The organism is Escherichia sp. E4385 (genome assembly GCF_963883145.1).
In the GTDB taxonomy this organism is placed as follows: Bacteria; Pseudomonadota; Gammaproteobacteria; order Enterobacterales; family Enterobacteriaceae; genus Escherichia.
In genome coordinates, this window is sequence record NZ_CAWOOJ010000017.1 from 114,667 (window position 1) to 128,811 (window position 14,145).

Genomic DNA, 14,145 nt, shown 5'->3' on the forward strand with positions numbered 1-14,145 from the left:
CCGTTCAGGTCAAAAAAATGTCACAACCAGATGTCAAAAATTAGTTGGATGGGGTGACACAATAAAACAGGAAGACAAGCATGTCCGATCGTATCGATAGAGACGTGATTAACGCGCTAATTGCAGGTCATTTTGCGGATCCTTTTTCCGTACTTGGAATGCATAAAACCACAGCGGGACTGGAAGTCCGTGCCCTTTTACCTGACGCCACCGATGTGTGGGTAATTGAACCAAAAACTGGACGCAAAGTCGCTAAACTGGAGTGTCTCGACTCTCGTGGATTCTTCAGCGGCGTCGTTCCTCGGCGTAAAAATTTTTTCCGCTATCAGTTGGCGGTTGTCTGGCATGGCCAGCAGAATCTGATTGATGATCCTTACCGTTTTGGCCCTTTAATCCAGGAAATGGACGCCTGGTTGTTATCTGAAGGTACCCACCTGCGCCCATATGAAACCTTAGGTGCGCACGCAGATACTATGGATGGCGTTACCGGCACGCGTTTTTCTGTCTGGGCGCCAAATGCCCGCCGTGTCTCGGTTGTTGGGCAATTCAACTACTGGGATGGTCGTCGTCACCCGATGCGCCTGCGTAAAGAGAGCGGCATTTGGGAACTGTTTATCCCTGGCGCGCATAACGGTCAGCTCTATAAATACGAAATGATTGATGCCAATGGCAATCTGCGTTTGAAGTCTGATCCTTATGCCTTCGAAGCGCAGATGCGCCCGGAAACCGCTTCCCTTATTTGCGGACTGCCTGAAAAGGTCGTGCAGACCGAAGAGCGCAAAAAAGCGAATCAGTTTGATGCGCCAATTTCTATCTATGAAGTTCACCTGGGGTCATGGCGTCGTCACGCCGACAACAACTTCTGGTTAAGCTATCGCGAACTAGCCGATCAGTTGGTGCCTTACGCGAAATGGATGGGCTTTACCCACCTCGAACTGCTGCCAATTAACGAGCATCCATTCGATGGCAGTTGGGGCTATCAGCCGACAGGTTTGTATGCGCCAACTCGCCGTTTTGGCACTCGCGATGATTTCCGCTATTTCATTGATGCCGCCCACGCAGCAGGTTTGAACGTGATTCTCGACTGGGTGCCGGGTCACTTCCCGACAGATGACTTTGCACTTGCCGAATTTGACGGCACAAATCTGTATGAACACAGCGATCCGCGTGAAGGCTACCATCAGGACTGGAACACCCTGATTTACAACTATGGCCGCCGTGAAGTCAGCAATTTCCTTGTTGGTAATGCGCTGTACTGGATCGAGCGTTTTGGTATCGATGCGCTGCGCGTCGATGCGGTTGCTTCGATGATTTATCGTGATTACAGCCGTAAAGAAGGCGAGTGGATCCCGAACGAGTATGGTGGACGCGAGAATCTGGAAGCGATTGAATTCCTTCGCAATACCAACCGTATTATCGGTGAACAAGTTCCTGGTGCAGTAACGATGGCGGAGGAGTCTACCGACTTCCCGAACGTTTCCCGCCCGCAGGATATTGGTGGTCTGGGCTTCTGGTACAAGTGGAACCTCGGCTGGATGCACGACACTCTGGATTACATGAAGCTCGACCCGGTTTATCGTCAATACCACCACAATAAACTCACCTTCGGGATGCTCTACAACTACACTGAAAACTTCGTCCTGCCGCTGTCGCACGACGAAGTGGTGCACGGCAAAAAATCGATTCTCGACAGGATGCCAGGCGATGCATGGCAGAAGTTTGCCAATCTGCGAGCCTACTATGCCTGGATGTGGGCGTTCCCGGGCAAGAAACTGTTGTTCATGGGTAACGAATTTGCCCAAGGGCGTGAGTGGAACCACGATGCCAGCCTCGACTGGCATCTGCTGGAAGGTGGCGACAACTGGCATCACGGTGTCCAGCGACTGGTACGCGATCTGAACCATACTTATCGTCACCACAAAGCTCTGCACGAGCTGGATTTCGACGCCTACGGCTTTGAATGGCTGGTGGTGGATGACCATGAGCGCTCGGTGCTGATCTTTGTGCGTCGCGATAAAGAGGGTAACGAAATTATCGTTGCCAGCAACTTTACGCCGGTGCCGCGCCATGATTATCGCTTTGGCATTAATCAGCCAGGTAAGTGGCGTGAGATTCTCAACACCGATTCCATGCACTATCACGGCAGCAATGCTGGCAATGGCGGCGCGGTACATAGCGATGAGATCGCCAGCCACGGTCGTCAGCATTCATTGAGCCTTACTCTACCACCGCTGGCCACTATCTGGCTGGTGCGGGAGGGAGAATGACACAACTCGCCATTGGCAAACCTGCTCCCCTTGGCGCGCACTATGATGGCCAGGGCGTCAACTTCACGCTCTTTTCCGCTCATGCTGAGCGGGTAGAGCTATGTGTGTTTGACGCTCAGGGCATAGAACACCGGTATGACTTGCCAGGACGCAGCGGCGATGTCTGGCACGGTTACTTGCCGGATGCGCGCCCGGGTTTGCACTATGGGTATCGCGTACATGGCCCCTGGCAACCTGCCGTGGGGCATCGCTTTAACCCTGCGAAGTTGTTGATTGATCCTTGCGCGCGGCAAATTGAGGGTGAGTTTAAAGATAACCCGCTGCTGCATGCAGGCCATAATGAACCTGATTATCGTGACAACGCCGCCATTGCGCCGAAATGCGTGGTGGTGGTCGATCACTATGACTGGGAGGATGATGCCCCGCCGCGCACGCCGTGGGGCAGCACCATCATTTATGAAGCCCATGTCAAAGGATTAACCTATCTGCATCCGGAGATCCCGGTTGAGATCCGCGGCACCTATAAAGCGCTCGGCCATCCGGTGATGATCAACTATTTAAAACGGTTGGGTATTACCGCACTGGAACTGTTGCCAGTGGCGCAGTTTGCCAGTGAACCGCGCCTGCAACGCATGGGGCTAAGTAACTACTGGGGCTACAATCCGGTGGCGCTGTTTGCGTTGCATCCGGCATATGCCAGCTCGCCCGAAACGGCGTTGGACGAATTCCGCGACGCAGTGAAAGCCCTGCACAAGGCGGGTATTGAAGTTATTCTCGACATCGTACTCAACCACAGTGCGGAACTGGACCTGGACGGCCCGGTATTCTCACTGCGCGGGATCGACAACCGTAGCTATTATTGGATAAGAGAAGACGGCGATTATCACAACTGGACCGGCTGTGGTAATACGCTCAATCTGAGCCATCCGGCGGTAGTGGAGTACGCCAGCGCCTGTCTACGCTACTGGGTGGAAACCTGCCACGTTGATGGTTTCCGCTTCGATCTCGCAGCAGTCATGGGGCGAACACCGGAGTTTCGTCAGGATGCGCCGCTGTTTACGGCTATCCAGAATTGCCCAGTGCTTTCGCAAGTGAAGTTGATTGCCGAACCGTGGGATATCGCGCCAGGTGGTTATCAGGTGGGCAATTTCCCACCGCTGTTTGCCGAGTGGAATGATCATTTCCGCGACGCCGCACGCCGTTTCTGGCTGCACTATAACTTGTCGCTGGGTGAGTTTGCCGGGCGTTTTGCCGCCTCCAGCGATGTTTTTAAACGTAATGGCCGTCTGCCGAGCGCTGCGATTAATCTCGTTACTGCGCATGACGGTTTTACGCTTCGCGACTGCGTTTGTTTCAACCATAAACACAATGAAGCAAATGGAGAGGAAAATCGCGACGGGACCAACAACAATTACAGTAACAATCATGGTAAAGAAGGGTTAGGCGGTACTCTTGATTTGATTGAACGGCGGCGCGACAGCATTCACGCCCTGTTAACGACGTTGTTGCTCTCCCAGGGTACGCCGATGTTACTGGCAGGTGATGAACATGGTCACAGCCAGCATGGCAATAACAATGCCTACTGTCAGGATAACCAACTAACGTGGTTGGACTGGTCGCAGGCAAACAGTGGGTTAACGGGGTTTACCGCCGCGTTAATCCATTTGCGCAAGCGCATTCCTGCTTTGGTAGAGGATCGCTGGTGGGAAGAAGGCGATGGCAATGTCCGTTGGCTGAATCGATATGCTCAACCTTTAAGCTCGGATGAGTGGCAAAACGGGCCAAAGCAGCTGCAAATTTTGCTTTCGGATCGTTTTTTGATCGCAATAAACGCCACGCTTGAGGTAACAGAGATTGTTTTACCTGCTGGGGAGTGGCACGCCATTCCCCCATTCGCTGGAGAGGATAACCCAGTGATTACGGCTGTCTGGCCGGGACCTGCACACGGATTGTGTGTGTTCCAGAGATGATAAAAAAGGAGTTAGTCATGGTTAGTTTAGAGAAGAACGATCACTTAATGTTGGCGCGCCAGCTGCCATTGAAATCTGTTGCCCTGATACTGGCGGGAGGACGTGGTACCCGCCTGAAGGATTTAACCAATAAGAGAGCAAAGCCTGCCGTACACTTCGGCGGTAAGTTCCGCATTATCGACTTTGCGCTGTCCAACTGTATCAACTCTGGGATCCGTCGTATGGGCGTGATCACCCAGTACCAGTCTCACACCCTGGTGCAGCATATTCAGCGCGGCTGGTCGTTCTTCAATGAAGAAATGAACGAGTTTGTCGACCTGCTGCCCGCGCAGCAGAGAATGAAAGGGGAAAACTGGTATCGCGGTACCGCAGACGCGGTCACTCAAAACCTCGATATCATCCGCCGCTATAAAGCGGAGTATGTGGTGATCCTGGCTGGTGACCACATCTACAAGCAAGACTACTCGCGAATGCTTATCGACCACGTCGAAAAAGGTGCGCGTTGTACTGTTGCTTGTATGCCAGTACCGATTGAAGAAGCCTCTGCATTTGGCGTTATGGCAGTCGATGAAAACGATAAAATTATCGAATTTGTTGAAAAACCGGCTAACCCGCCATCAATGCCAAACGATCCGAGCAAATCTCTGGCGAGTATGGGTATCTACGTCTTTGACGCCGACTATCTATATGAATTGCTGGAAGAAGACGATCGCGATGAAAATTCCAGCCACGACTTTGGTAAAGATTTGATTCCAAAAATTACCGAAGCAGGCCTGGCTTATGCGCATCCATTCCCTCTCTCTTGCGTACAGTCTGACCCAGACGCCGAGCCGTACTGGCGCGATGTGGGAACGCTGGAAGCTTACTGGAAAGCGAACCTTGATCTGGCCTCTGTGGTGCCGGAACTGGATATGTACGATCGCAACTGGCCAATTCGCACCTACAATGAATCATTGCCACCAGCGAAATTCGTTCAGGATCGCTCCGGTAGCCATGGGATGACCCTTAACTCACTGGTTTCCGGCGGTTGTGTAATCTCTGGTTCAGTGGTGGTGCAGTCCGTTCTGTTCTCGCGCGTTCGTGTTAATTCATTCTGCAACATTGATTCCGCCGTATTGTTACCGGAAGTATGGGTAGGTCGCTCGTGCCGTCTGCGCCGCTGTGTCATTGACCGCGCGTGTGTCATTCCGGAAGGCATGGTGATTGGTGAGGATGCAGAGGAAGATGCACGTCGTTTCTATCGTTCAGAAGAAGGCATCGTGCTGGTTACGCGCGAAATGCTACGGAAGTTAGGGTATAAACAGGAGCGATAATGCAGGTTTTACATGTATGTTCAGAGATGTTCCCGCTGCTTAAAACCGGCGGTCTGGCTGATGTTATTGGGGCATTACCCGCAGCACAAATCGCAGACGGCGTTGACGCTCGCGTACTGTTGCCTGCATTTCCCGATATTCGCCGTGGCGTGACCGATGCGCAGGTGGTATCTCGTCGTGATACCTTTGCCGGGCATATCACGCTGCTGTTCGGACATTACAACGGGGTTGGTATTTACCTGATTGACGCGCCGCATCTCTACAATCGTCCCGGAAGCCCGTATCACGATACCAACTTATTTGCCTACACTGACAACGTGTTGCGTTTTGCGCTGTTGGGGTGGGTCGGGGCAGAAATGGCCAGTGGGCTGGACCCATTCTGGCGCCCTGATGTAGTACACGCGCACGACTGGCATGCAGGCCTTGCGCCTGCGTATCTGGCGGCACGCGGGCGTCCGGCGAAGTCGGTGTTTACTGTGCACAATCTGGCCTATCAAGGCATGTTTTATGCACATCACATGAATGACATCCAATTGCCATGGTCATTCTTTAATGTTCACGGGCTGGAGTTCAACGGGCAAATCTCTTTCCTGAAAGCCGGACTGTATTACGCTGACCATATTACAGCGGTTAGTCCGACCTACGCTCGCGAGATTACTGAACCACAGTTTGCCTACGGTATGGAAGGTTTACTTCAGCAGCGTCATCGTGAAGGGCGACTTTCCGGCGTACTGAACGGCGTGGACGAGAAAATCTGGAGTCCAGAGACGGACTTACTTTTAGCCTCGCGTTACACCCGCGATTCATTGGAGGATAAAGCGGAGAATAAGCGCCAGTTGCAAATCGCAATGGGGCTTAAGGTTGACGATAAAGTGCCGCTTTTTGCAGTGGTGAGCCGTCTGACCAGCCAGAAAGGCCTGGATCTGGTGTTAGAGGCCTTACCGGGCCTTCTGGAACAGGGCGGACAACTGGCGCTGCTCGGCGCGGGCGATCCGGTATTGCAGGAAGGTTTCCTTGCTGCAGCAGCGGAACACCCCGGTCAGGTTGGTGTACAGATTGGTTATCACGAAGCATTTTCGCATCGCATTATGGGCGGCGCGGACGTCATTCTGGTGCCCAGTCGTTTTGAACCGTGCGGCTTAACGCAACTTTATGGATTGAAGTACGGCACGCTGCCGTTAGTGCGGCGTACCGGTGGGCTTGCTGATACGGTTTCTGACTGTTCTCTTGAGAACCTTGCAGATGGCGTCGCCAGTGGGTTTGTCTTTGAAGATAGTAATGCCTGGTCGTTGTTACGGGCTATTCGACGCGCTTTTGTTCTGTGGTCCCGCCCTTCATTGTGGCGGTTTGTGCAACGTCAGGCTATGGCAATGGATTTTAGCTGGCAGGTCGCGGCGAAGTCGTACCGTGAGCTTTACTATCGCTTGAAATAGTTTTCAGGAAACGCCTATATGAATGCTCCGTTTACATATTCATCGCCCACGCTTAGCGTAGAAGCTCTTAAGCACTCTATCGCTTATAAGCTGATGTTTACGATTGGCAAGGATCCTGTCGTTGCCAATAAACATGAATGGCTGAACGCAACGTTATTTGCTGTGCGCGATCGTCTCGTGGAGCGCTGGTTACGCTCGAATCGTGCCCAGCTGTCGCAAGAAACTCGTCAGGTTTACTATCTGTCGATGGAGTTTTTGATCGGTCGTACTCTCTCCAACGCCATGCTGTCGTTAGGTATTTATGACGATGTCCAGGGAGCGCTGGAGTCGATGGGGTTAAATCTCGAAGAGTTGATTGATGAGGAAAATGACCCTGGCCTCGGTAACGGTGGTCTGGGGCGTCTGGCGGCCTGCTTCCTGGATTCTCTGGCTACTTTAGGGTTACCAGGTCGCGGCTACGGTATTCGTTACGACTACGGTATGTTCAAGCAGAACATCGTTAACGGCAGTCAGAAAGAGTCACCGGACTACTGGCTGGAATACGGCAACCCGTGGGAATTTAAACGACACAACACGCGCTACAAAGTGCGTTTTGGCGGACGTATTCAGCAAGAAGGCAAGAAAACTCGCTGGATTGAAACTGAAGAAATTCTGGCCGTTGCTTATGACCAGATAATCCCCGGCTATGACACTGACGCAACTAATACCCTGCGTTTATGGAGCGCACAAGCCAGTAGCGAAATTAACCTGGGTAAATTCAATCAGGGTGACTACTTCGCGGCGGTGGAAGACAAAAACCACTCCGAGAACGTATCTCGCGTACTGTACCCGGACGACTCCACTTATTCCGGGCGTGAACTGCGTCTGCGTCAGGAATACTTCCTGGTTTCCTCGACCATTCAGGACATTTTAAGCCGCCATTATCAGCTGCATAAAACCTACGATAATCTGGCAGATAAAATCGCGATTCATCTCAATGACACCCATCCGGTGCTGTCGATTCCTGAATTGATGCGTCTGCTGATTGATGAGCATAAATTCAGCTGGGATGACGCTTTTGAAGTGTGTTGCGAGGTCTTCTCTTACACCAACCACACGCTGATGAGCGAGGCGCTGGAAACCTGGCCGGTAGATATGCTGGGTAAAATTCTGCCGCGTCACTTGCAGATAATCTTTGAAATTAATGACTATTTCCTGAAAACCTTGCAAGAGCAGTATCCGAACGACACTGACCTGCTGGGACGGGCGTCAATCATTGATGAATCCAACGGGCGTCGTGTGCGGATGGCCTGGCTGGCGGTTGTCGTGAGTCATAAAGTCAACGGTGTTTCGGAGTTGCACTCTAACCTGATGGTGCAGTCACTGTTTGCTGATTTTGCGAAAATCTTCCCGGGTCGTTTCACCAACGTTACCAACGGTGTGACGCCGCGTCGCTGGCTGGCGGTAGCAAACCCATCGCTTTCAGCCGTGCTGGACGAACACCTGGGCCGTAACTGGCGCACCGACCTTAGCCAGCTGAGCGAGCTGCAACAGCACTGTGATTTCCCGATGGTCAACCATGCGGTGCATCAGGCGAAGCTGGATAACAAAAAACGTCTGGCCGAGTACATCGCCCAGCAGTTGAATGTGGTGGTGAATCCGAAGGCGCTGTTTGATGTGCAGATCAAACGTATTCACGAATACAAACGTCAATTGATGAATGTGTTGCACGTTATCACTCGTTATAACCGTATCAAGGCCGATCCGGATGCTAATTGGGTGCCGCGTGTGAATATTTTTGGCGGCAAAGCCGCTTCGGCTTATTACATGGCGAAGCACATTATCCATTTGATCAACGATGTTGCTAAAGTGATCAACAACGATCCGCAGATTGGCGACAAGCTGAAAGTGGTGTTTATTCCGAACTACAGCGTTAGTCTGGCGCAGTTGATCATTCCGGCGGCCGATCTGTCTGAACAGATTTCACTGGCGGGGACGGAAGCCTCCGGCACCAGTAACATGAAGTTTGCTCTTAACGGTGCGCTGACTATCGGTACGCTGGACGGCGCGAACGTCGAGATGCTGGATCATGTCGGTGATGACAATATCTTTATCTTTGGTAACACTGCGGAAGAGGTGGAAGAACTGCGTCGTCAGGGTTACAAACCGCGTGAATACTACGAGAAAGATGAAGAGCTGCATCAGGTGCTGACGCAAATCGGCAGCGGCGTGTTCAGCCCTGAAGACCCAGGCCGTTACCGCGATCTGGTTGATTCGCTGATCAACTTTGGCGACCACTATCAGGTGCTGGCGGATTATCGCAGCTATGTCGATTGTCAGGATAAAGTCGACGAACTCTACGAGCGTCAGGAAGAGTGGACTGCCAAAGCGATGCTGAACATCGCCAATATGGGCTACTTCTCTTCAGACCGTACGATCAAAGAGTACGCCGATCATATCTGGCATATTGATCCAGTGAGATTGTAAGTTCGTAAAGTGATAACTGCCGTGTGTTCCCATAAAGCTACCGTTAATGGGCACACGGCATTTTTATATCAGATAAACAAAATGTCATGAAAATTTACATATGCTATCAATATATAATTAATATTTATTATTTATTAATAAGGCATCTCATTAGGGTATATTCCATATAACGAACATTATAAATAAATAATAAATTATTTGTCGTATTTATATATTCCTTCACTCCTCAGATCTTCTTTCTAAAATAAACTCCTTTGTTTTCAAATGACTGTATTTTTATATAAAGTCAATTATTGCGAGCATGGATTCTTTTAGTTACATTACCAAGCAGCTCATATAATATTTTCCAGCCATTCTATCTCTTAATTTTTCTGGGATTAACCACACCAGCTTTATTCATTTAAATAATGTGATTTGTTAAAGCTGAATGTAAAAATAATCGCCAATATTGCTTGGATTTTTTAACAAAAGGAAAGGTATAAATGAAATTCAATCTATCTAATTTATCCGTAGTTTTACTCGCATCAGGTATGCTGATGTCAACTGCGGTAACTGCTGCGCCAGGCGATGCATCACAATTTGGTGGTGCGGATACAGACTGGAGCACCGTTGATTATCCAAAACTCACCGATATGGATAGCAACACCGATGCGATGGGCGGAAACATCCGCTTTACTGGTCGTGTGGTTAAAGCGACGTGTAAGGTTGCTACAGAATCGAAACAGATTGAAGTGGTACTGCCAGTCGTACCTTCTAACGCTTTCACGGGCATTGATACCGAAGCAACGGGTGCCAGTAACCAGACTGACTTCAACATTAAACTGACCGACTGCAGCAATACAGACAGTCAAAACATTGAATTTCGTTTTACTGGCGTAGCAGACAGTGCCAACCAGACGCTTGCCAATGAAGTTGAAGGGGCCGCTGATGCTGATAGTACTGGCGAAGCAGGTGCAACAGGTGTAGGGATTCGTATTTATTCTAAAAACACGACAGCTGATGGTCTGATTAAACTGAATACACAAACTCCTCAGGGGAGTAGTTCTTCGGCAGCTTACGTGATTCCTGGCGATGCAGCCAAACATGATTATACTGCGGCATTTACTGCGGGCTATGCGCAGAACGGTAGTACCGTTGCACCAGGTCTGGTGAAAGCTACGGCAAGTTTCGTTGTGCTGTACGAATAATTACAGCAAGATAATTTCAGGTTACAGTTAATTGTAGCCTGAAATTAATATTACGTGTTTATTTATAATAAATAGACACGTATCAGCAATTACAATTAATTTCATCTACAAGGATGCAGTATGAGATGGATTTCAAAAAATAAATGTTTAGCCAATAGAAATATAAATTCTTTGCTGAAGACTCAATATGCCATAAGGGCAGCGGCTCTATTTTTGCTGTCCGCCATATCTGTCAACGCTATGGCTGCGGGTGGTTTCGGTCTTGGTTCTACGCGTCTGGTTTATCCATCGGACAGTCAGCAAATTACGCTAAGTGTACAGAATGGTGGGGCTAACACCAGCTATTTAATCCAGTCATGGATTGATGACAATCAAAGCAGTAAAAAAAGTCAGGATTTTGTGGTTACGCCTCCTTTATTTATGTTGCCAACCAGAAAAGAAGCCTCATTGAGGATAATGTTTATTGGCAAATCGCAGTTACCGACTGATCGAGAGACATTATTCTGGATGAATGTGAAAGCGATTCCGCCGACGGATGAGAAGAATACTCAGAAAAACACGTTACAACTGGCGTTACAAAACAGAATTAAATTATTTTACCGTCCGACTAATTTACCCATTCAGGCTGGTAAAGCACGGGATATGCTGCGATTTAAATACGAAGGTAAACAGCTGAGAATCATTAATCCTTCTCCCTATTACCTGACGGTGACAGGAATCAGGATGCAAGGGGCAAAATTACCCAATGCGTTTGTTCCCCCGAAAAGTGACATCACAGTTTCTTCTCCGGTGACGTTAGCGGGCGAAATTACTTATCAAACTATCAATGATTACGGTGCCACAACGGCCAGGCAAAAGGGAACGATGCAATAAACCTGGAAGATTAAAACGTTAAAGCAACTCAGGTCAGGGATATGAACCTAAAGCTCAGAAAACTCGAACACTGGATGGCAAGGAAAAAGCAGATGAGGCTGTGTATACCGCTTCTCCTGACACTTTTGCCTACGTGTTCAGTGGCGGGTATGCGCTTTAATCCTGCCTTTTTGTCGGGTGATACAGAAGCTGTTGCTGATTTATCTCGTTTTGAGAAAGGGATGACGTATCTGCCAGGTAGCTATGAGGTTGAAATATGGGTCAATGATTCGCCTTTGACATCACGTAAGGTTACTTTCAAAGCTGATGAGCAGAATCAGTTGATTCCCTGTTTTTCGCTCGATGAGTTAGTTACTTTAGGAATTAACAAAAGTGCATTGCCGGAGCAGGCGCAAGCAGAGGGAAATCATTGTCTCGATTTACGTATATGGTTTGCTGAAGTTCAATATACTCCTGAACTGGATGCGCAACGACTCAAACTGACCTTCCCGCAGGCAATATTAAAGCATGAAGCACGTGGTTATATCCCACCTGAGGAATGGGATAATGGTATCCCGGCTGTTCTTATTAATTATGACTTTTCTGGTAACAGCGATCGTGGAGACTATGCGTCTGATAGTTATTATTTAAATCTTCGTTCAGGTTTAAATTTAGGGGCGTGGCGTTTTCGTGATTATTCTACATGGAGTCGTTCAGGTAATTCTCCGGGTAAAATTGCACATGTGAGTAGTACGTTACAACGGGTAATTATTCCGTTCAAAAGTGAATTAACACTGGGTGATACCTGGTCTTCATCAGATGTTTTCGACAGCGTGAGTATTCGCGGTGCTAAACTTGAGTCCGACGAAAACATGCTGCCGGATAGCCAAAGTGGCTTTGCTCCTACTGTGCGCGGCATTGCTAAAAGTAATGCTCAGGTAACGATTAAACAAAACGGTTATGTTATTTATCAGACATATACTCCTCCCGGACCTTTTGAAATCAACGACCTGAACCCTACGTCTTCCGCAGGGGATTTGGAAGTTACGATCAAAGAGTCTGATAATTCCGAAACTGTCTATACTATTCCTTACGCCGCTGTGCCCATCCTTCAACGCGAAGGACATATAAAATATTCTGCGACGGCCGGTAAATATCGTAGTAATAGCTATAATCAAAACAATCCGAATATCTTTCAAGGCGATGTGATTTGGGGGTTACCCTGGGATATTACCGCCTATGGAGGGATACAATACTCTGATAATTATCGGGCAATAGCACTCGGGCTTGGGTTCAACCTTGGTATGTTTGGTGCGACCTCATTTGATTTGACGCAAGCCAATAGCACACTTGCTGATGGCAGTAAACATCAAGGGCAATCGTACCGTTTTCTATACTCAAAATCGTTAGTGCAAACAGGTACAGCTTTTCAGATTATTGGTTATCGCTACTCGACGGAGGGATTTTATTCGTTGAGTGATACCACATACAAACAAATGTCAGGTACGGTTATCGATCCTGATACCATTAATGAACAAGACTATGTTTATAACTGGAATGATTTTTATAATTTACGTTATAACAAAAAAGGAAAATTTCAGGCAAATATATCGCAACCATTGGGCGAATATGGCTCTATGTATTTGGCAGCGAGTCAACAAACTTACTGGAATACGAATAATAAAGATACCTTATACCAGGCTGGCTATAATACGAGTGTGCATGGGGTTTATTTAAACATTGCTTATAATTACAGCAAATCACCAGGTTCAGATGCGGACAGAATCTTATCCGTCAATATATCATTGCCGATCAGCAATTGGTTATCACCAGCAGTCGATGGGCGCACTGCGACAAATTCTATGACAGCGACCTATGGTTACAGTCAGGATAATAGCGGTCATGTGAATCAGTATGCTGGAGTATCTGGCTCACTGCTGGAACAACATAATCTCAACTATAATATTCAACAAAATTTTGCCAATCAGAATAATACCGGAAATGGCTCGGTAGGTTTAAATTACCGTGGTACTTATGGTTCACTAAATTCCGGATACAGCTACGATAATAATGGTAACCAGCAATTTAACTATGGTTTAAGTGGTGCCATGGTTGTTCACGAAAATGGTTTAACGCTAAGTCAGCCGTTAGGTGAAACAAATATACTGATAAAAGCACCAGGGGCAAACAATGTAAATGTGGAGCGCGGAACGGGGGTTAAAACAGACTGGCGTGGCTATGCTGTCGTACCTTATGCCACGGAATATCGGCGTAATAATATCTCTTTAGACCCTATGTCTATGAACATGCATACAGAATTAGATGCCACTAGCATGGAAGTGATACCCAGTAAAGGCGCTTTAGTTCGCGCTGAGTTTAATGCCCATGTCGGTATTCGTGCTTTATTTAATTTGAGCTATCGTAATAAACCAGTTCCATTTGGTGCGACGGCCAGTGTACCCACTGAGGGAACCACTCAGATTACAGGAATAGTGGGTGACAGTGGGCAGGTTTATCTCTCCGGTTTGCCTTTGCAAGGCATAATAAATATACAGTGGGGAGAAAGTTCTTATCAGCAATGTCAGGCAAGCTATCAATTACCGGAAAGTGAGCTAGATAATGCTATTAGCTATGCAAATCTGGAGTGCCGCTGATGA

At 48.5% G+C, this 14,145-nt stretch carries 8 protein-coding genes; all 8 read left to right on the forward strand.

What is annotated here, in order from left to right:
• Positions 1-80: 80 nt before the first annotated feature.
• The gene (glgB, locus tag AACS80_RS17665) at positions 81-2,267 is read left to right on the forward strand and encodes a 1,4-alpha-glucan branching enzyme (RefSeq protein ID WP_130209043.1); all 2,187 of its coding nucleotides are present in this window, start codon (positions 81-83) and stop codon (positions 2,265-2,267) included.
• The gene (gene glgX, locus AACS80_RS17670) at positions 2,264-4,237 is read left to right on the forward strand and encodes a glycogen debranching protein GlgX (RefSeq protein ID WP_130209041.1); all 1,974 of its coding nucleotides are present in this window, start codon (positions 2,264-2,266) and stop codon (positions 4,235-4,237) included. Before glgB ends, glgX begins: the two co-directional genes overlap by 4 nt.
• 17 nt (positions 4,238-4,254) lie before the next feature.
• Complete coding sequence (glgC, locus tag AACS80_RS17675; protein ID WP_130217714.1) at positions 4,255-5,550, forward strand: glucose-1-phosphate adenylyltransferase; 1,296 nt, start codon at positions 4,255-4,257, stop codon at positions 5,548-5,550.
• A complete protein-coding gene (glgA, locus tag AACS80_RS17680; RefSeq protein ID WP_130209037.1) occupies positions 5,550-6,983 on the forward strand; it encodes a glycogen synthase GlgA in 1,434 nt (477 codons plus the stop codon). Before glgC ends, glgA begins: the two co-directional genes overlap by 1 nt.
• Positions 6,984-7,001: 18 nt before the next feature.
• A complete protein-coding gene (glgP, locus tag AACS80_RS17685; RefSeq protein ID WP_130209035.1) occupies positions 7,002-9,449 on the forward strand; it encodes a glycogen phosphorylase in 2,448 nt (815 codons plus the stop codon).
• A gap of 482 nt (positions 9,450-9,931) precedes the next feature.
• Positions 9,932-10,636: a fimbrial protein gene (locus tag AACS80_RS17690; RefSeq protein ID WP_130209033.1), complete on the forward strand. Its 705-nt coding sequence runs from the start codon at positions 9,932-9,934 to the stop codon at positions 10,634-10,636.
• Positions 10,637-10,756: 120 nt separating this feature from the next.
• Positions 10,757-11,509: a fimbria/pilus periplasmic chaperone gene (locus AACS80_RS17695; protein WP_130209031.1), complete on the forward strand. Its 753-nt coding sequence runs from the start codon at positions 10,757-10,759 to the stop codon at positions 11,507-11,509.
• 41 nt (positions 11,510-11,550) lie between these two features.
• Positions 11,551-14,142, forward strand: a complete 2,592-nt coding sequence (locus tag AACS80_RS17700) for a fimbrial biogenesis usher protein (RefSeq protein WP_167852430.1) — start codon at positions 11,551-11,553, stop codon at positions 14,140-14,142.
• Positions 14,143-14,145 lie beyond the last annotated feature (3 nt).